The organism is Aquiflexum sp. (assembly GCF_041749095.1).
Classification (GTDB): Bacteria; Bacteroidota; Bacteroidia; order Cytophagales; family Cyclobacteriaceae; genus Aquiflexum.
This window is the reverse complement of the sequence record NZ_JBGTCA010000112.1, coordinates 1-18431: the sequence shown is the minus strand read 5'-3', so window position 1 is coordinate 18431 and position 18431 is coordinate 1. Positions and strand designations below refer to the sequence as shown.

General features: G+C 40.2%; 19 protein-coding genes. 6 read left to right on the top strand and 13 right to left on the bottom strand.

Annotated elements, in window-relative coordinates; all coding sequences use genetic code 11:
* Nucleotides 1-86: 86 nt before the first annotated feature.
* The 3 genes from ACEW8O_RS06110 to ACEW8O_RS06100 all read right to left on the bottom strand — a co-directional run bounded on the left by ACEW8O_RS06110 (nucleotide 87) and on the right by ACEW8O_RS06100 (nucleotide 1645).
* Nucleotides 87-770 (bottom strand): DUF4386 domain-containing protein, encoded by a 684-nt coding sequence (locus ACEW8O_RS06110; protein ID WP_373493736.1) that lies wholly within the window; start codon nucleotides 768-770, stop codon nucleotides 87-89.
* A 545-nt stretch (nucleotides 771-1315) separates the two neighbouring features.
* Entirely contained in the window at nucleotides 1316-1480 is a 165-nt protein-coding gene (locus ACEW8O_RS06105) for a hypothetical protein (RefSeq protein WP_373493735.1), read from the bottom strand.
* Nucleotides 1481-1495: 15 nt separating this feature from the next.
* Nucleotides 1496-1645, bottom strand: coding sequence for a hypothetical protein (locus ACEW8O_RS06100; protein WP_373493734.1), 150 nt, complete (start codon nucleotides 1643-1645; stop codon nucleotides 1496-1498).
* A gap of 73 nt (nucleotides 1646-1718) precedes the next feature.
* Between ACEW8O_RS06100 and ACEW8O_RS06095 the strand changes: the two genes are divergently transcribed.
* The 3 genes from ACEW8O_RS06095 (at nucleotide 1719) to ACEW8O_RS06085 (ending at nucleotide 4057) form a co-directional block, all read left to right on the top strand.
* On the top strand, nucleotides 1719-2171 hold the full coding sequence (locus tag ACEW8O_RS06095) for a hypothetical protein (protein WP_373493733.1): 453 nt from the start codon (nucleotides 1719-1721) through the stop codon (nucleotides 2169-2171).
* Nucleotides 2171-2353, top strand: a complete 183-nt coding sequence (locus tag ACEW8O_RS06090) for a Dna2/Cas4 domain-containing protein (protein WP_373493745.1) — start codon at nucleotides 2171-2173, stop codon at nucleotides 2351-2353. Before ACEW8O_RS06095 ends, ACEW8O_RS06090 begins: the two co-directional genes overlap by 1 nt.
* Before the next feature lie 354 nt (nucleotides 2354-2707).
* Nucleotides 2708-4057 (top strand): serine hydrolase domain-containing protein, encoded by a 1350-nt coding sequence (locus tag ACEW8O_RS06085; RefSeq protein ID WP_373493732.1) that lies wholly within the window; start codon nucleotides 2708-2710, stop codon nucleotides 4055-4057.
* Nucleotides 4058-4247: 190 nt separating this feature from the next.
* Here ACEW8O_RS06085 and ACEW8O_RS06080 read toward each other — a convergent pair whose 3' ends face one another.
* A complete protein-coding gene (locus ACEW8O_RS06080; protein WP_373493731.1) occupies nucleotides 4248-6629 on the bottom strand; it encodes an FtsX-like permease family protein in 2382 nt (793 codons plus the stop codon).
* A 261-nt stretch (nucleotides 6630-6890) separates the two neighbouring features.
* Between ACEW8O_RS06080 and ACEW8O_RS06075 the strand changes: the two genes are divergently transcribed.
* On the top strand, nucleotides 6891-7091 hold the full coding sequence (locus ACEW8O_RS06075) for a hypothetical protein (RefSeq protein ID WP_373493730.1): 201 nt from the start codon (nucleotides 6891-6893) through the stop codon (nucleotides 7089-7091).
* Nucleotides 7092-7160: 69 nt separating this feature from the next.
* Nucleotides 7161-8456, top strand: coding sequence for an alginate lyase family protein (locus ACEW8O_RS06070; RefSeq protein WP_373493729.1), 1296 nt, complete (start codon nucleotides 7161-7163; stop codon nucleotides 8454-8456).
* An 80-nt stretch (nucleotides 8457-8536) separates the two neighbouring features.
* Here ACEW8O_RS06070 and ACEW8O_RS06065 read toward each other — a convergent pair whose 3' ends face one another.
* From ACEW8O_RS06065 to ACEW8O_RS06055, 3 genes are read right to left on the bottom strand one after another with little or no spacing between them, the layout of a single operon-like run.
* Nucleotides 8537-9511, bottom strand: coding sequence for a hypothetical protein (locus tag ACEW8O_RS06065; RefSeq protein WP_373493728.1), 975 nt, complete (start codon nucleotides 9509-9511; stop codon nucleotides 8537-8539).
* A gap of 21 nt (nucleotides 9512-9532) precedes the next feature.
* Nucleotides 9533-10192: a hypothetical protein gene (locus ACEW8O_RS06060; protein WP_373493727.1), complete on the bottom strand. Its 660-nt coding sequence runs from the start codon at nucleotides 10190-10192 to the stop codon at nucleotides 9533-9535.
* A complete protein-coding gene (locus tag ACEW8O_RS06055; RefSeq protein WP_373493726.1) occupies nucleotides 10179-10724 on the bottom strand; it encodes an RNA polymerase sigma factor in 546 nt (181 codons plus the stop codon). The genes ACEW8O_RS06060 and ACEW8O_RS06055 overlap by 14 nt, the downstream gene beginning before the upstream one ends.
* Before the next feature lie 275 nt (nucleotides 10725-10999).
* Between ACEW8O_RS06055 and ACEW8O_RS06050 the strand changes: the two genes are divergently transcribed.
* The gene (locus tag ACEW8O_RS06050; RefSeq protein ID WP_373493725.1) at nucleotides 11000-11548 is read left to right on the top strand and encodes a GNAT family N-acetyltransferase; all 549 of its coding nucleotides are present in this window, start codon (nucleotides 11000-11002) and stop codon (nucleotides 11546-11548) included.
* A 1-nt stretch (nucleotide 11549) separates the two neighbouring features.
* Here ACEW8O_RS06050 and hisIE read toward each other — a convergent pair whose 3' ends face one another.
* From hisIE to ACEW8O_RS06020, 6 genes are all read right to left on the bottom strand, one after another.
* A complete protein-coding gene (gene hisIE / locus ACEW8O_RS06045) occupies nucleotides 11550-12155 on the bottom strand; it encodes a bifunctional phosphoribosyl-AMP cyclohydrolase/phosphoribosyl-ATP diphosphatase HisIE (protein ID WP_373493724.1) in 606 nt (201 codons plus the stop codon).
* 530 nt (nucleotides 12156-12685) lie between these two features.
* Nucleotides 12686-13441 carry an imidazole glycerol phosphate synthase subunit HisF gene (gene hisF / locus ACEW8O_RS06040; protein WP_373493723.1) on the bottom strand — a complete coding sequence of 252 codons (756 nt, stop codon included), beginning with the start codon at nucleotides 13439-13441 and terminating at the stop codon, nucleotides 12686-12688.
* Nucleotides 13442-13528: 87 nt separating this feature from the next.
* Nucleotides 13529-14947 (bottom strand): Glu/Leu/Phe/Val dehydrogenase, encoded by a 1419-nt coding sequence (locus ACEW8O_RS06035; RefSeq protein ID WP_373493722.1) that lies wholly within the window; start codon nucleotides 14945-14947, stop codon nucleotides 13529-13531.
* Between the two features lie 51 nt (nucleotides 14948-14998).
* Entirely contained in the window at nucleotides 14999-16096 is a 1098-nt protein-coding gene (locus tag ACEW8O_RS06030) for a serine hydrolase domain-containing protein (RefSeq protein ID WP_373493721.1), read from the bottom strand.
* Between the two features lie 30 nt (nucleotides 16097-16126).
* Nucleotides 16127-16810 (bottom strand): ABC transporter ATP-binding protein, encoded by a 684-nt coding sequence (locus ACEW8O_RS06025; RefSeq protein ID WP_373493720.1) that lies wholly within the window; start codon nucleotides 16808-16810, stop codon nucleotides 16127-16129.
* Nucleotides 16811-17166: 356 nt separating this feature from the next.
* On the bottom strand, nucleotides 17167-18426 hold the full coding sequence (locus ACEW8O_RS06020) for an ABC transporter permease (RefSeq protein ID WP_373493744.1): 1260 nt from the start codon (nucleotides 18424-18426) through the stop codon (nucleotides 17167-17169).
* Between the last annotated feature and the right edge of the window lie 5 nt (nucleotides 18427-18431).

The window sequence follows — 18431 nt, the reverse complement described above, 5'->3', positions numbered from 1 at the left end:
TAATTCAGAATTTAGGGGTTTAAAAACCAGAGGTTATGCTTCTGTTGAGTTATTTTAAATAGTGAGAATAATATAACAAAATTCTTTCATCTTGAAGGGCGTATTCCAAAAACCAACAAATACCCAATCATCCAAAATTCCCCGATTGTAGCCGGTATCACGAGGAGGTCCACCCAATTGGAAGAAACGCCAGCGTAACTGATGAAAGTGTTCAGGATATATCCCATGCCACCTATCATTAACACCCGACCAAGCCAGATGGGCATTCGCTGGGAACTCGCAACAGTATATCCCATTGGTATAAGCCAAAGCCCGAAGAACAGCCCTCCTACTCCCCAAGCATTTGAACTGAACTGCTCCAAAATATGAATGGCCGCAAGTTTAAAGTCAGGAGTCAATATTGTGCCATTGGCAATCTTAATGGCAACTCCCATAGAAATCGCACTTACTAAAATAACCACCGCATTTACTGTCCCCCAAATACCCGTTGCCCAAGCTGCCACTGGGTTGATATTTCTAAAAAGCTTGAAGAACCAAACAGCAGCCATTGCCTGCGAGCCCACAACGCCAATTTCCAACAAAAGCCTTCCCCTCGCAAAGGATTCCCTGTCAGCCAGGTTTTTGAGCGTTTGCTCAGGATCTCCTGAAATAAACAGCTGTGGATGAAACACCAAAAATCCCAATACCCCGGTAATCGCCAGGGCCAGATACCAGATGCCGGCAATCCTGGCAGTTTTTATCAAATCTGAGTGTTGCTCGTGAGTTTCCATTTTTTTGTGGGTTGTCATGGGTTATGTTACCTATGAATCTGGGTTAAGGGTTATTCCAAAAATTAAAATCAGAGGGTTCGATATCGTACATTGAACCTCCCTAATATAAGGTTCTGATTTATTATTTTGATAAAAGTTGGTGATAAAGGGTTGGAGGCTATATGTGAATGGGCTAAAGCCACATTCAAATTCTTAATGGTTAAAAAAATTGATAAAATCTTACTTATCAATCAACAATCATTCGAAATCTTCTTCTTGAAAATACGATCAGTGTTTTCTCGGATAACGATTTTAAGTTTTTCAATTCTGTTTTCCATAAGGCGATCGATTTCCAATGACCTCTCCAGAGAGATATCTCCTTTTGGTAAATTTCGATCGTCAAAACTATTTGGGATGTGTTTTTTGGACATATTGAATATTAAGGAAATTAAAGATGAATACCCAACTATAATTAAGGGCTTCCGCAAATTTATCGTAAAGTCTTAAGCGGTTTTGTGCAGTTTGGAAATTAAAAGTGGAGCGATTAAAAATAGGAGAATGATGCTTCAAGGTCGATTTTTACCTTTCAAGTCTTTTGCCCGTTTCAGCAGATCCGCCTTGAAAACGTGTTTGGCATTTTTATATAACCTTTCCCATAGTTTGTCTCTTTCAGGACCTAGGAAGGGATTTGAAAAGTTTTCAGGTAAGGTGGCAGTTTTTGTATCAGACATATTCAACTATAAAAGTTATTTTTTTTTATCCGAAAGAGCTTTCATCTGGCGTATCGCCTCTTCCCGAGAAATTCTTGGTCCTTTTTGCTTTCTTATTTCTGCCCAGACAATATCAGGGTCACGGTCTTCAAAAGGATTAAAAACATGTTTGTTAGGATTACTCATAAGGTTGAAATTTCATTCCACTCTGATTTGATTTCAAATGTAATATATGAAAAGTACTTAATGAATTAATAAAATGAAAATGAAATGCTCAAATTTTGTTAAAAAAGTCCTCTACGATGACTTTCAGGTCTTTAACAACTTGGGTCTGAAGGAAATAAATGGTCTCATCTTCATATTTAAGGAAAATTTGAAGAAACCTGTAATGTTTGAGGCTGAACCCAATAAGGTAGTAATAAACACCTGGTTCTTCATAACTGGTCACGGGCTCCCAAACGGTGTATTTATAATCCCCATTATAAACGAGGATTATTTCATCGTTAAGGATTTTGTTTTTATCCGATGGATACTGATGTATGAAAAGCTGACCGAAATTAAGATTAAATTCCATATGCAGAAGAAATTAAACCCTGGAAGTCAGGCTTCCGGGATTGGAATTCCAAGACGGCGCCATTATACTCTTCAAAAGAGTAAAATGTTATGTTTCAATTCCTTGCTTGGATTTCAAAACAAATATAAGAGTTCTTAATAAAGATTGTTGCTGAGGGAAAGCTGATCGGTGAGACAACCTATCAGGACAGGTCTGTCAAATATACCGAACTGGAAATCGATGGCATCAAGATTGATTTTTATGATGCCAAGAACAAGGTCATCCATAAAGTAAAGAAGTTTGATAAGGTAGAGCATGCCCACTTTGCCCAAGTAAAATAATACCTGTACATAATTGATACAAAATGGGATCCAGGAAGCCTCTGCGGTAATTAGCTTAAAAAGCAGAAAGTGTGACAATACCAGTCACAATCAAAAAATACCCTGTTCCGGGTATTTTTTTTAAAATTGAAAACCCTTAGGTTAGTCATATCAAAAAACATATAGGTTCAATCAGTTGCCCTGATTCTTGGATTTCTTTTGGATTTCCTCCATTCCACAAATGGCCCGGGTTCCCTAATCTTTAATAGACAACAGCTTCAATAATAAATAACAAAAAATAATTGTGTTTCTAAGTAATATTTTTTTACTTTGAAATACAAAGTACTTTTAAAAACAAAATTAAAACAACTCACTATGCTCCTTAAATTATTATTTGTGTCTTTATTGTCACTGACGATGCTTGTCAAAGGCAATGCCCAGATTTATGACAAAGCCACGCTGGACAAATATTTTGACCGGCTCGCAGAAAAAAATAAGGCGATGGGCACACTTGTCATTTCCACGGAAGGAAATGCTATTTACTCCCGGTCCATCGGCTATGGACTGATCAGCGAAACTGTAAAGAATCCACTGACGGAGGCAAGCAGATACCGGATAGCTTCGGTCACCAAAATGTATACCGCTGTAATGATTCTTCAACTTAACGAGGAAGGAAGATTAAAGCTCACTGATCCACTCAGTAATTTCTTCCCTCAGATCCCTAACGCCGGAAAAATCACCATCGGGCATATACTCCAACATCGGAGCGGTATCTCTAACATAAGGCGCGAGCAGGATTTGCAGGGAGTCAGCAAATCCCCACTTAGAACGATTCCAATAACGAAAGAAGAAATGTTGGCCCTTATCGCTAAAGGCACCCCGGATTTCGAGCCGGACACAGATCATTTATACAGCAACTCCGGCTATTTTCTATTAGGTCTTATCATTGAAAAGTTAACCAATAAAACCTACGAAGAAGAACTAAAGGAAAGAATCAGCTCAAAAATTGGACTCAGGAATACATACCTCGCAACAGGAAATATTGATGTAAGCCAAAACGAAAGTCTAACCTATTCTTATCTCGGAGGCAGTTGGAAACAGCATATCGAAATGCATCCAAGCATCCTTTTTGGTGCCGGTTCGATTATATCTACTCCATTTGAAATGTGCACATTCATCGAGACACTGTTTGGTTTAAAACTGATATCTCAGCAAAGTGTTACGCTGATGAAAACGATGAGGGATGGAGAAGGGATGGGAATGGAATCCTTTCAGTTTGCGGGCAAGACCTTCTATGGCCACACCGGAGGGGGAGACAACTATGGAGCCTGGCTGGCTTACTTACCGGAAGAAAAACTGGCGATAGCTTATACTACGAATGCAAAGGTTCATCCGGTGGCCGATATTATGAAAGACATAACAGATATTTATTTCAATCAGCCGTTCCAGATTCCTGAGTTTGAATCCATATATGTCAGCCCTGAGATCCTGGATAAATATGTTGGCATTTATACAATTGAGGGAGCGCCAATGATATTTACAGTCACCCGAAACGGGTCTACCCTTTTCATTCAACCACACGGTCAATCCGCAGCACCTCTCGAAGCAATTGCGCAGGATAAATTCGAAATCGCACCAGGAGTTGTTTTTGAATTTCATGCTGCAAAGAATCAGATGATCGTGAAGAGACCTAACGGTGAAAGAATATTTACAAAGGAAAATTAACTCCTAACGGTTGAAGCGCTCAGAGTAGTACGCTTAAATCTTGGTTTCAAAAACATTACTCGGTCCGACAAACTAAAATTTTGCAATGAAAGTAAAAAATCATCATTCTCTCAACTAATCCCACTATTCCCTTCTGACGAAAAAAAGGGATTGATCTGCTTATCAATCCCTTTTTTATATGACACTGATTTCACTCTCCCTTTAGAATGCTGGCCGGGTTCCGGAGGGCGGCTTTTATGGACTGGAAACTGATTGTAAACAAAGTGATCACTCCGATAAGGATAGCTGCTTTGATAAAGATTAATGGGGTAATCTCCACGTGATAGGCAAAATTCTGCAGCCATTTATTGGCTCCGTACCATACTAATGGTGTGGCCAGTACAAAGGAGATCAACACCAAAATAAAATATTGACGGGTAAGCTTGAGCAGTATGGAACCTATATCGGCCCCGAAAACTTTCCTGATGGATATTTCCTTTGCCCTTTGGTGAACGTGGTATTCTACCAATCCGAACAAACCCATACAGGCTACCAGTATGGTAAGTCCGGCAAACAAGCCCAGTAGTTTTGAAAGCTTCTGTTCTGACACATACATTTTCTCAAAATTCTGATCCATAAAACTGTAGGAAAACAGCCTATCAGGCACCTGTTCCTTGAATATTCTTTCTATGGAACTCATTTGTTCCTGAATGTTTGCGGTATTGAGTTTTACAGTAAGTGTATAATAAAAATTGGGTTCAATCTGCATGACCAGTGGGGTGATTTTCTCTTTTAAGCTTCCTGTGTGGAAATCCCTTACTACGCCGATCACCTCTCCGTGCTTGGTGGAATCTCCATCCCAGCGTTCCCAGCTTAACCGGCTGCCAATGGCCTCTTCGGGATTGCCCATTCCAAAATTGCGGGCGGCAGTTTCATTTACAATAAAAGCATTCGCACGGTCTGTCCCAAAATCCACAGAAAAATCCCTTCCGGCCACCAATTCCATTCCCATCGTCCTAATATAATCATAGTCCACCATAAACAGTTTTGTACTCAGCCGTTCACCTGCCGGATTCAGTACTCCATCAGTGGCAAACATATCACCGGGCAAGCCATATCCCCAAGTAGCATTCTGTACTCCTGTGATGCTGAGCACTTCATTTTTGATAACATCCAATTGTGTGGTTTGCACTCCTCTCCCATACACCACCAACAAAGTGTCTTTGTCAAAGCCAAGATTCTTATTGCTTAAGAGGTTATTCTGGTCTATGACCACCCAAGCTCCGATAATTAATAAGAATGAAAGGACGAATTGAAAAACCACAAGGGATTGACGGAAAAAAGCATGACCTCCTTTATTTGCACCCGAAATAACCGCAGCGGGTTTAAAGGACGAAAGCATAAATGCAGGGTAACTGCCCGATATCATACCCAATAATAGGCCGAAACCCAACAAAACAAGTATTGATTCAATTGTAATGGGCAGCCTTAAATTCTTGCCCGTAAGCTCCGCAAGGTATGGAAGTGAAATCCAGGAAATCAACAATGCAACCACCAACCCGAAAAATGCAAATGTACAGGATTCAATCAAAAACTGGGTTTTAAGCTGAAGGGTCTGAGCGCCGATTACCTTTCGTACGCCCACTTCTTTCATTCTTTTGACTGCCCTTGCCGTGGAAAGATTGATAAAATTGAAACAGGAAATCAACAGGATCATGACCGCTGCTGCCATCAGGATATAAATGGTATCCTTATTGCCAATCCTGGCATGGTCATATTGAAAATGCGATGATTCCAGGTAGATGTCCTGCAGGTTCTGGAAAAAAGGCTTGGAGTTGGAAGGTTCCTGAAATTTGTCGGTTTCCTGCTTCACATAAGCATTGAATTTGGATTCCAGCTCGGGCACGTTTGTCCCTTCCACTACTTTAAAGTAAGTGTACATCTGATGCCAGGTCCAGGAATTGATCCTTTCTTCCAACCATGGCAGACTATTGAGTGAAACCAAAAAATCAAGTTGGGCATGGGAGTGCTCAGGAAAGTCCTGATAGATATGCGTTACTTCATGGTCTATGTTCTCAATTTTGATGGTCTGCCCTACGGCATTTCTGTTACCGAAATATTTGGTGGAAAGACTTTGGGAAAGAGCAACGGTATTGGACTTTTTGAGAATGTCAGCAGGATCACCCTCAATTATTTGAACTGCCAAAATCCCGAACAACCCGCCTTCACCGTAAGCACCGCGGGGTTCGCTGAAAATTTTTTCATCAACCTGTACCTGCTTCTCTGTAATGGTACCTAGGATTCTGGCGGTCTGTTCCACTTCCGGAAATTCTTCCCGGAGCTTGGTCGCAAGCACCGGCTGAACCATCGATGAATATCTTTCACCCGATTCAGGCGAAGACATCAGGGAATACAATCTAAAAACCTGATCTCCTTCCGGATGATAGCGGTCAAATTTCATTTCGTCGATAACAAAGACCGTAATCAGGATAAAAGAGGCCAAACTGATCCCCATTCCCATGATGTTAATGGCAGAAAAGGATTTGTATTTCATCAGATTTCTGAAAGCGATAAGTATATAGTTTTTTAACATGGTATGGGCTTGTTTGGTCTTATCTTCTCCTGTGCCAAATCACATACCAATCCAAATGGGGCAAAATATTGTGCATTTGGGCTTTCCCACTTTCTGGATGATCCTTTGTTGGACGTTTTTGTTCGCCGGCGGTCAAGTTTAAGATATGGATATTTATTATTGGAAGCTGCCGTAAAAAGGGAATTATTGTCAAAAACTAAATTTAAATCACATTGTCAAAATTTTGTTTTAAATTAATGGCCAAACAAAATAACCCCCACCATGAAAATAGCTGGAATAGTATTATTGATTTTAGGAGCCATTGGCACCGTAGTTTTTGGAATTCAGGCCATGCAAGATTCAGAAAGCTTTAGCTTTTTGGGTATGGATATTGCGGTCAGCACAGCCAATTGGACACCTGTGATTATTAGCGTCATCCTGCTGGTCATCGGTTTGGTCATGACTACCCGAGGTAAAAAATAGACCATAAACGGATTTCCTTTCGGAAATCCGTTTTTATTTTTTCCTTTAATTATCAATAATATATGATGCATGGGTAAAAAATTCGTTTTTTCATTCATTATAAATATTTTACTTAGGTGGAAAATAAGGTTAAATACTATTTCAAAAAGAGTATTTGTTGTATTATCCGTCTTTTTTGCTCCTTTTTTGGCGATTTCTCAAGATAAGGAATTAGGCCACCTTATTATCCTTGAAGCGGATGTGCTAATCGGTATAAAGCAAAAATTAATTTCCAATAAGGATAAAGCTTTTCCTGTTGGATTAAGGCAATTGATGGATCGGGCTGATAAAAAGTTAACGGAAGGGCCGTTTTCTGTGGTGAAAAAATCACAGATTCCTCCCAGTGGCGATAAGCATGATTATATCAGTATGGGTACCTATTGGTGGCCTAACCCTGATACTGAGGACGGGCTTCCCTATATCAGAAAGGACGGTCAGGCGAATCCTGAAATTAATGAATACCAGGATCCTTGGGCCCTTGAAGCATTGATGGATGCCTTGGAAGTGTTGACCATGGCCTATTATTTTACAGAACAGGAAAAATACGGAGCCCAAGCCATAACCCTTATGCACACCTGGTTTTTGGATCCGAAGACCCGGATGAACCCCAACCTGAATTATGGTCAAGGAATTCCCGGGATTACCGAAGGCAGGCGCTCAGGTATAATTGATACCAGAAATTTTGTGATTTTACCGGATTTGATCTCCATGCTTTCTACTTCCAGTCATTGGCAACCATCCTACGGTGAGTATATGGAGGAATGGTTTCGATCCTATGGCAATTGGTTGATCAACAGCAAACATGGCAAGGAAGAGGCAGTTCATGGAAATAATCATTCAACCTGGTATTTTGCCCAGTTGATTCCCATGATGATTTATTCCGGTCAGGTGGAACAAGCGGACAGCTTGGTGCAAATGGGAATTCCAATTATCATGGACCGGATGATCGCCAAAGATGGGGGGCAGCCTGAAGAATTGGGAAGAACCAGGACCTGGGATTACAGCACCATGAACCTCGAAGCCATGCTGTATTTTGCAAAAGCAAGTGAGTACCTGGGCAGGGATCTGTGGGAATATAAAAATGAGCATGGAGGTGGCCTAAAAGAAGCTTTGGAGTTTTTGGCTCCATATGGAAAAGGTGATAAAAATTGGGAATACAAGCAGATTTTGGATATGGATCCCGAAAAGCTCAAACTGAGCCTTAATATTGGAGCTTATAAATACCAAAAAGAAGAGTTTAAAAAAATAGCCGATCAGTTAAATTTAGGAAAAGGTGAATTTATCTATTGGGATCTGGCTGAATATGGTTTGATGAGAAAGGAGTAATTTTCTATAACCACAATTTTGGAATACCGGATGATAAGTCAAAGCTCTCTGCAATTTTATAAGGTATTGGGTTAATTACTCTATAACCCAATCCCTATCCTGAATCCAGGACTGACCTGTTGAAAAAATCCATTGAAGTAAAGCTGCGGGGATATGCTAATGTATTTCCCAACATTCCAATTGACACCCAGTCTCATAGTGTTAGCCTGAAAGATATCCCCGCTTCTTTTGGTCACGGTACCGAATTCCACTCCCAGCCAATTGGGCTTTTCTCTTTCATTGGAAAGGTTTCTTCTGTATCCTATGCTGGTAAAATTGTTGATTATTGCGGCATTTTCAGCATCAAATGCAAACATCAGGTTGTTGGAAACATAGAACTGATTTCTTAAAATCCCCTTATGGTTGAGTTGCAGGCCGATTTCCCCGGTGATATCTGTCAAAAACCTGCTTCTGTAAACATTGGCACCAATTCCTGCCTGCAAACTCAACATATCGAGGTAACCTGACGATCTGTTTTCCATCAATTTGACTTTACCGCTTTGATTGTCAGGTCGAAATTCCAGGTATTTCAGATGCCTATCCTTTTCCGGAAGTTCCCCGATGATTTCTGACAGCATCGCAGTAAGGTCAGTATTTATCAATACTCTAACATCATTGAAGCCGATATTTACAAGATAACTGCTGTTAGAGTCGGTGATAATGGCCTGGTTCCGGAAATTTTCGGTCAGTCCTTTTCCTTCCGAAAGGGAATAGCTTTTGATTTTATCGCTTTGGAGAATATCAAGTTGTTCCTGATATCGGTATTCAATGATATAGGGATTTTCAGGAATACTCCCTTTGATTTGAATCAACCTGTCATGAAAATCATTCAAAATAAGCTGAAGGCGATTTTCTTTTGTCAGGTTGTGATAATCTGTAGTCAGGATCAGCATATTCATGTGTTCAGTCCCTTTGAAGAAAACCGTGTCTCTGGGGATTTTGGTAGACTGGGCAAATACAGTGTTGATATAGAAAAGGCAAAATGCTGTCAGGATTAAGTGCATGGTAGTTTTCATAAAATAAGTTGGTTTAGTTTTCTATAATTTGATGTTAAGTGCATAAGTGTTCTGATAGTCATGGTCTTTACTTCCATAACCGAATTTCAATCTTAGTTTCGCCTGTTTTTTTGATTTTGGTTTTGTTTCTTCAATCAATTCAGGTATTTGAACCACTAGGGGATTCATTTCCTGAAGAAACATTTCGGGGATACCAATTTCCAGATTGGGTACAATCATCAATGTTAAATTTGATTCCGAAAATATGGGCTCGGAAGTTTCAATACCTTCATCCATCTCTCTCTCAGGGTTCCTAATCTGCGAAATGGTTTTTTCACTTTTTGCAATTAAGATGGATTCCTGAATGGCCGAGGGTTTCTTGTCAATAATTGGTTTTTCTAAAGGGAGAACCATTTCAAAGGTTGATCCTTTTGATGAAATTTCATTGCTCACAAAGGTTTTCAGCGCAATGAGTTCCTTTTTTTGGGATTCCAATTTCAGGAAAAGGAAAGTTGAAACGAAGAAGAAAGAAATCGCTGCTGCCATAGCTGAAACAAACCACCAATTCACTGTTTTCCTGTTTTTGGGCTTACCAATGGCATCCCAGACCCTTGGTTTGGCTTGATTGACAAAGATTTCATTTCTCATTTCCGACTCCTTCAGTCCTTTTATGATGATTTCGTCTATTTCAGTATTGTTCATGGCTATACTTTTTTTTTAATTTTTGGACCATGTAATTTCTTGCTTTGCTAAGTTGTGATTTGGATGTATTTTCATTGATGTGCAGCATTTCACCTATCTCCTTATGAGAATAGCCTTCGATGGCGAACAGATTGAAAACCGTTCTGTATCCCTTCGGCATCATATCCAAAACCTGTTGGACCTCCTCTACATCCAAGAGGTCGGAGTGGTCAACAATTGGGATATTCAGGATCAATAATTCTTCATCTTCCTGAAACATCAGTTCCTTTTTGGCTTTCAGAAAACGAATGGATTCATTGATAAAGATGGTGTTTATCCATTTTTGGAAACTTCCCTCTCCCCTGCTTTCAAACTGGCATATATTTTTGAAAATCCTGGTAAAAGAGATAGAAAGCACATCTTCGGTATCGTGGTGGTTGGACAGGTATCTCATGACCACATGGTAGCTGCGTCTGTAATGCCTGTCAAAGAGGTGTCTCTGTGCAATCGGGTTGTTCTTTCTGCAACCTGCTATGATTTCCTGCTCTTCCAAATGATTGTGTGGTTTTCAAAAGTTGGAACCTGAAAATTTAAACAGACGTTGCCCGGGGAAAAATTATATATTGTGAAAAGATGTTAAGGGAGTTTACAAAAGTATTTTTGTAAAGTGCTTTATTTCTATTGATACCTTTTCTTTGGATTGAGGACGGAAGACCGAAGACCGAAGACGGAAGATGAAAATCCGCAGGATAAAGCATCATTTTATTGATCCATGAAAATATATTGAAATGGGTAATTATTTTTATGCTTCTAAATAAATATCAATAAATGGAGTTACTTTCTTTCCAAACCGCAAAAACAGCAGAAGATCTTCAGGGCATCCTTGACCTTCAGCAGCAAAACCATCTCAGTACCATTGGTGCCATAGATAATGGGTTTGTATTTGTCAGACATGACCTAACGAAATTGACAAAAATGCAGTCTTTTGAACCACAGGTAATCTGCAAGGATGATGGAAAAGTCGTGGCATTTACACTTGCAATGACGTCTGATTGTAAAGAAGATATTCCTGAACTGATCCCTATGTTTGAGGTTTTTGACCAGATTGAATTACGGGGAAAAAAGGTATCTGAATTTAATTATATTGTTGTAGGGCAGGTTTGTGTTGGGGAAAAACACAGGGGATTGGGGGTTTTTGACAAAATCTACCATACATACCGTGAGACTTTCAAGGATAAATTTGATTTTGCCATAACAGAAATATCCACCCGAAACCCACGGTCTATCCGTGCCCATACAAGGATCGGTTTCGAAGAAATCCATCAATTTACCGATCCATCAGGCGAAAACTGGAGTATTGTGGCCTGGGATTGGTAGTTTATTTTTTATGTCTTTCAATCAGTACATCCATTACTTCATCCAATTCATACCCTTTGGCTTCGAGCAAAACGAGGTAATGAAAAAGCAGATCCGCCGCTTCACCCATAAAAAGGTCTTTATTGTCATCCTTAGCTTCAATGACAATCTCCACAGCCTCCTCCCCTACTTTTTGGGCGATTTTATTGATTCCTTTGGCAAAAAGTGATGCGGTGTAAGATTGATCAGAGGGATTGTTTTTACGGTCTTTGATAATGCTTCTTAGGTGGTCGATGAACATGGTTTTGGAGTGATTGGTATCTCCAAAGCAGGTATCATCACCAGTATGACATACCGGGCCAATTGGCTTGGCTTTGATCAGCAGAGTATCATTGTCACAATCAACGGTGATATCCTGCACCAACATAAAGTTACCTGATGTCTCTCCTTTTGTCCACAGACGCTGTTTGGTCCTACTGAAAAAAGTCACCTGTTTGGTTTCCAAAGTCTTATCCAATGCCTCCTGATTCATATATCCCAGCATCAGTACCACATTGGTATCCACATCCTGAATGATTGCAGGTACCAGCCCGTTTACTTTTTCAAAATCTATTTTTAAGTTGTTCATTACTATTCTTTAAGCTCTTCGATTAATCTACCTTGAACTAAGTGGAATTGGAAATAGGATGGAAATATAGTAGATATAAAATTGAAATATGGTGGAAATTGCCGCTAAACTAAGATTTCGAGAATATAAGCGATTTGGAATACAGTTGAAATATCATTGAAAAAGAATTGATATAGAATAGAAATATCGTTGAAATATGATTAAAACCGAACTGGAGATCCTTGAAGAAATATTGTTGAAATATGATCGAAATATTGTGGATATAAAATGGAAATATGGCTTAAACGGATCTAATTTCTGTGTATTTCTATTTATATCGCCTAAGGCATATTTCTATTTATTTCATTCTGGTTATTTCGCCGTAGGCATATTTCTATTTATTTCAGGGACTATATTTCTATTTATATCACTTTGTATATTTCGTCTTAGGCATATTTCAATTTATATCACTTTGTATATTTCGCCGAAGGCATATTTCTATTTATTTCAGGGACTATATTTCTATTTATTTCATGAAGTATATTTCCAAATCATTTCCTCACAAAAACCCCTTCAAACTCCAAATAGGTTTTTAAATCATGAATAGGGATTTCTTTGAAATGGAAAATACTAGCGGCCAATGCTGCATCTGCCTTGCCAAAGGTAAACACATCTTTGAAATGTTCCATATTTCCTGCGCCACCGGAGGCTATAACAGGAATGGTAAGCATGGAAGAAATCTCAGCGGTGATATCATTGGCAAAACCTGCCTTGGTACCGTCATGGTCCATAGATGTCAGCAGTATCTCCCCTGCGCCTCTATCGCAGACTTCTTTGGCCCATGATTGGGTGTTTAAGAGGGTCGGATTTCTGCCTCCATGGGTATGGACAAAATCAATCCCATCCAAATTTCGGGTATCAATGGCCACGACCACACACTGCGAACCAAATTCCTTTGCCATTTCATTGATAATGGACGGGTTTTTTACAGCCGCTGAATTGATGGATATTTTGTCGGCACCTGCATTGAGCAAAACTTTGACATCCTCAATGGTAGAAATACCCCCACCCACTGTAAATGGGATATTGATCGTTCTTGCCACTTTACCAACCAGTTCTGCCAGGGTTTTCCGTTTGTCAACTGTCGCGGTGATATCCAAAAACACAAGTTCATCAGCCCCCTCGTCAGAATAAATTTTTGCCAGCTCTACAGGGTCACCTGCATCCCTCAAGTCTATAAAATTCACTCCTTTCACTGTCCTGCCTTCTTTGATGTCCAGGCAGGGGATTATTCTTTTTGTCAACATTCAAAACTTATTTTTACAAAAACCCTCCAAGATTCAATTAAATTCATTGAATCTTGGAGGGTCTATTTTGTTGTTCAACCACTTATATCACGGGAAAATTCCCAAGTCAAGATAACTGATGGCAATTCTTTTCAAGGCTAATATAAAACCTGCTGTTCTGAGGCTTTGTATTTTCTTTTCCTTGCGCATATTATTCATGTCATGATAAGCCGTCACCATGGTTTCTTCCAAGCCTGATAGAACCAGATCTCTTTCCGAAGCGCCTTTTATCAGTAAATCTCTTTCTTCTTGGGTAAATTCTTCACCGGTGGCGTTTTCAATGGTTCCCAGGAGTTTCCTGTATTTTTCCATATCATAACGCTTTTCCAGTTTTCCAAAGGATACCCTGGAAAGGTTTTTCAACCATTCGAAGTAGGAGACCGTTACACCTCCTGCATTGAGGTACATATCAGGAATAATTACCACCCCTTTTTCCAGCAAGATCTTCTCTGCTTCCTGGGTCACCGGACCATTGGCAGCCTCTCCAATAATTTTGGCCTTGATCTGATCGGCATTTTCCACAGTAATTTGATTTTCCAATGCAGCAGGAATTAAAATATCGCATTCATAGGTCAGCATTTCTCCACTGTTTTCTATAAACTTTCCATGTGGATATCCCTTGTAACTTTTATTTTCATTCTGATAACTTTTCAGGTCTTCGATATTTATTCCTGTTTCATCCCAAATGCCACCGTTCCATTCTGCTACTCCAATAACTCTCGCCCCTGCCTCACTGAGGTATTTGGCTGAATAATACCCTACATTTCCGAGACCTTGAACAATGATTTTCTTACCTCTTAGCCCTTTTGTAAGACCAAGTGCCTGCATATCCTCTTCCACATTGACCGCCTCTCTGATCCCGTAAAAAACCCCCTGTCCGGTCGCTTCAGTTCTCCCATCTATTCCATGTTGGGATAGTGGTTTACCGGTGACACAGCCTTTGGCGTTGATCAACTCAGGGTTAAAGGCTTCGAAAGTATCCACGATCCAGGCCATTTCCCTGGCGCCTGTTCCATAATCAGGTGCAGGAACGTCAATGGCAGGACCAATGAAGTTTTTCTTGATCAGCTCTGCAGTATATCGTCTGGTGATCCTTTCCAGTTGGTTTTCATCGTATTTCAAAGGATCTAACCTGATTCCTCCTTTAGCACCTCCATAGGGTATATTTACCAAGGCACATTTGTAGGTCATCAATGCTGCCAGTCCTTTTACTTCCTCTTCATCTACTTGTTCGCTGAATCTTATCCCTCCTTTGACCGGGAGTTTGTGATGTGAATGTTGAATTCTATAACCTGTAAAGATTTCATAACTCCCATCATTATTTCTGAGTGGGAAATTAAATTTATAAATGCTGTTACATTCCTTGATCTGATCCAATAATCCAGGATGTAAATCCAGATGTTCTGCCGCTTCATCCACAAAACCACAAACATCATCGAATAAGCTGTAATCTGTTTTTTTGACCATAAAATCATTATTTAGGTTTATTCACGAAGATACAAACCATTGACCGAAGTCTTATGCAGAAGGCATGATATTTCGAAGACTTTGCCAGATGTCATTCAAAAAAGTGATAGGAACCAAAGCATTATCAGGATAGGAACCCATCCTTACCAAAACCAGATTTTGAGAAGGAATGACACAGACATATTGACCATCCCTGCCCAATCCACAGACCATGTCTGAAGGGGCTTTAGGAGCATAAGAACCCGGCAATTGAACCTGAACCTGCGGTATCATAAACGAATCCGAATCATTTAGCCACCAAAGATACCCATATCCTTGATTCAAATTCTGCGACATCCTGAGCATTTGTTGCAAATATCCCATATCCTTGATGACCATATCCCCATCCCAATCACCATTGGCCAAAATCAAGAGCCCAAATCTTGCCATTGACCTGGCATTGCTAAAATATACATTGTTAAAATCAATCCTTTGCCATGAACCTGTCATTCCGATTTTTGATGCCAATCTATCATTGAAATACTGGGGGAATGATATACCTGTGCTTCCCTCTATGACCTTATCCAATAGGGTATAGGGTGCGTTATGGTAAGCCCATCGTGAGCCAGGTTCAGCAAGATATTTGAGATTTTCCGAAGAAAAATCATCCCTGTTACCCACGCCATCATCCAGGCCCGAGGTCATGGTCAACTGATGCCAAACCCTGATTCTATTCTCTTGGGATTCTGTCAATGAAGTCCAGCCTTTGCCTAGATAATCCGAACTTGGATTTTGGATGTTCAATTTTCCTTCCTCCTGTGCTATACCAATCAAAGTTGAAGTCAGTGTTTTTCCTGCAGAAGCCCAATACCAAAGCGCATTTTGATCAAATGGCTGGCTAACTGCAAGGCGGGTACCAAAATATTCCTCCACGACTATTTTCCCATCTTTAAGGATAATAAAAGCACGGGTTCCGTTATCCTCCAATAAGGTCATGAGATTTCCCAGTTCAGATGTATTCCAACCCAAGGAAGTGGGAGAAATACTTTCCCAAGTATTACCTGTCACAGGTGGGAAATAAAGTTCTGTTGGACCTGGATCCGGGTTTTGCTTTTCGGTACAGGAAAACAACAACAGGATAAAGGAAAATTGATAAATCAGGTTTTTCATAACTAAATAAAATTTGAACTCTTTTTTAGGTTATGGGCTGATGATATAACCATCCTCCATTTCGATAATTCTGTCCGTACCCTCTGCAAATTCAGGATCATGGGTTACGATCAACATGGTCTGATGGAATTCTGCTGCAAGGTCTTTAAAAATATTGAATACAATGTCTGAGTTTTTTTTATCCAAATTGCCTGTTGGTTCATCTCCCATGATGATCAAAGGATCATTCATCAGCGCCCTTGCTATAGCGACCCTTTGTTTTTGACCGCCTGATAATTGGTTAGCTTTTTTGAGAGCATGGTCCTGCATATCAAAAATCTTCAGCTTTTCCATCGCAATATGTTCAAGTTCCTGTCTTGACTTCTGATTCAATTTAAGCCCGGGAATCATGACATTTTCCATAACAGAAAATTCATTGAGCAGGTAGTGAAACTGAAACACAAAGCCGATTTTTTCATTTCTGATCCTGGATAAATAATTGGCGGATTTTCCGGTGGCAGGTTCTTCGTCTATCCAAAGCTTTCCTTCATAATCGGTATCCATTGTGGACAGTATGTACAATAAGGTGGACTTACCACATCCTGATTTGCCCATTACAGATACAAATTCCCCTCTTGTCACCTGAAATCCCACATCCTTTAGCACCCGTGTTTTTTCAGGGCTGTAGAAATATTTGTTTACTCCTTTGGCTTCAAGAACGGGTTTTCCTTTCATAAGTGGGTGTTGAACTGGTTGTTTTATTTTTTTGGATGCGGGACTACCTGCCCACATGACATCGGTCGGACTGGTTTGTCGTTAATTTGAGGAGATAGTTTGCCAACTTTTGGAATTATATAGCAGGCAAAAATCTTCGAGGTCAGAAAAAAACCGGAAAGGTTAACCAATTTCGTTTTTTGTTCTTGCTTCTTGTATCTCGTTTCTCGCATCTCGTTTCTCGTTTCTCGCATCTTTCCTCTAGCTTCTCCTTAGGCAAAAACCTTCGAGGTTAAAAAAAACCTCAAAGGTTACCCAACCCCGCCTCTCGCTTCTTTTGTCTCATGTCTTATGTCTCACATTTCATGTCTCAAATTTTATTTCCCCCTAATAATCTCAACAGGATCTACCCCACTGGCTTTTCTGGCCGGAAAATAACCAGCGAGATAGGTGGTAATCAGGCTGAACACGCCTCCAATGATATAATATTTGGGATTGAAGTCAACCGGGAATGTTTTGACCGTGGGTAGCGCTTCGGTTTCAAAAGGAATACGCTCAATACCCAATCCGGCAACAAAACCCAAAACCAGACCTATAGCTCCACCAATAATTCCAATGGTCAGGGCAATGGTGATAAATATCCTGTTGACATCACCACCCGAAAATCCTATGGCTTTTAGAATGGCTATGGTGTCCATTTTTTCATAGATCATCATATTGAGGATATTGTAAATCCCAAAACCCGAAACAACCAAAAGTGTGATACCCACAGCATAACTGATCATAGTTCTGATCTTGGTACCTGTTTCAAACTGTGCATTAACCGTCTGAATATCATCTGCGTCTATTCCAAAGATTCCGCTGTATTCCCTGGCCATGGCCGGGGCTTTGTCAAAATCGTTCAGCTTCACCTGTATGTCGGTAACATAGGATGCCGGTTCTCCGAGCATTTTCTGGGTGGTATTGATAGAGGCATAGCTCTGTACATTATCCAGATCACCCAATCCTGACTGATAGTATCCGACTACTTTAAGTTGAATTCTATTGCCCTGAGCAGTGGTAGCCTGGATTACATCTCCGATTTCGGCCATCATCCTATCCGCAGCTCCTTTGCCCAAAATGATACTGTTAGCTGTGTTTTTCAAATCAATAAAATTTCCTGCGTTCACATAATCTTCAAATGCAAACAACCTGTTTTCTTCCTCCACATCGATCCCATTGATCACTCCGGTGATATCAATGGTTCCGACATTATAAAAAACCTGGGCCGAAATTTTCGGAGCAACACCAAGCACCCTGGGATCCTCCTTTAAGGTTTTTATGATTGCCTCATTGTTATGGATATTTTGTCGGCTCGCTGCAGGTTTTATGGAACGGATGATGTTATAAAAATCAGAAAATCTACCATCGCTATCGATGGGCTGATTCGGACTGGGCTTGACCTCGTTATAAAATCTGATATGCGGCGTCCGGTTCAAAATCAACCCATCCAATAACTGGTTGAGGCCGTTCATAAATCCCAATAAAGCCACAAACATGGTGATACTGAAGACCACACCTACAGCAGCAATGGCAGTCTGTTTGAACCTGGCTATCATCAGGGCTTTGGCGATATTGATTATCAATCCGATTTTCATTTTCC

Coding starts and splice junctions, on each gene's coding strand:
- ACEW8O_RS06050 (WP_373493725.1), top strand. CDS start 11,000: ATGGAGTTACTTTCTTTCCAAACCGCAAAAACAGCAGAAGATCTTCAG.
- ACEW8O_RS06095 (WP_373493733.1), top strand. CDS start 1,719: ATGAAAATGAAATGCTCAAATTTTGTTAAAAAAGTCCTCTACGATGAC.
- ACEW8O_RS06100 (WP_373493734.1), bottom strand. CDS start 1,645: ATGAGTAATCCTAACAAACATGTTTTTAATCCTTTTGAAGACCGTGAC.
- hisF (WP_373493723.1), bottom strand. CDS start 13,441: ATGTTGACAAAAAGAATAATCCCCTGCCTGGACATCAAAGAAGGCAGG.
- ACEW8O_RS06025 (WP_373493720.1), bottom strand. CDS start 16,810: ATGAAAGGAAAACCCGTTCTTGAAGCCAAAGGAGTAAACAAATATTTC.
- ACEW8O_RS06085 (WP_373493732.1), top strand. CDS start 2,708: ATGCTCCTTAAATTATTATTTGTGTCTTTATTGTCACTGACGATGCTT.
- ACEW8O_RS06080 (WP_373493731.1), bottom strand. CDS start 6,629: ATGTTAAAAAACTATATACTTATCGCTTTCAGAAATCTGATGAAATAC.
- ACEW8O_RS06070 (WP_373493729.1), top strand. CDS start 7,161: ATGGGTAAAAAATTCGTTTTTTCATTCATTATAAATATTTTACTTAGG.
- ACEW8O_RS06065 (WP_373493728.1), bottom strand. CDS start 9,511: ATGAAAACTACCATGCACTTAATCCTGACAGCATTTTGCCTTTTCTAT.
- ACEW8O_RS06030 (WP_373493721.1), bottom strand. CDS start 16,096: ATGAAAAACCTGATTTATCAATTTTCCTTTATCCTGTTGTTGTTTTCC.
- ACEW8O_RS06020 (WP_373493744.1), bottom strand. CDS start 18,426: ATGAAAATCGGATTGATAATCAATATCGCCAAAGCCCTGATGATAGCC.
- ACEW8O_RS06110 (WP_373493736.1), bottom strand. CDS start 770: ATGGAAACTCACGAGCAACACTCAGATTTGATAAAAACTGCCAGGATT.
- ACEW8O_RS06105 (WP_373493735.1), bottom strand. CDS start 1,480: ATGTCTGATACAAAAACTGCCACCTTACCTGAAAACTTTTCAAATCCC.
- hisIE (WP_373493724.1), bottom strand. CDS start 12,155: ATGAACAACTTAAAAATAGATTTTGAAAAAGTAAACGGGCTGGTACCT.
- ACEW8O_RS06060 (WP_373493727.1), bottom strand. CDS start 10,192: ATGAACAATACTGAAATAGACGAAATCATCATAAAAGGACTGAAGGAG.
- ACEW8O_RS06035 (WP_373493722.1), bottom strand. CDS start 14,947: ATGGTCAAAAAAACAGATTACAGCTTATTCGATGATGTTTGTGGTTTT.
- ACEW8O_RS06075 (WP_373493730.1), top strand. CDS start 6,891: ATGAAAATAGCTGGAATAGTATTATTGATTTTAGGAGCCATTGGCACC.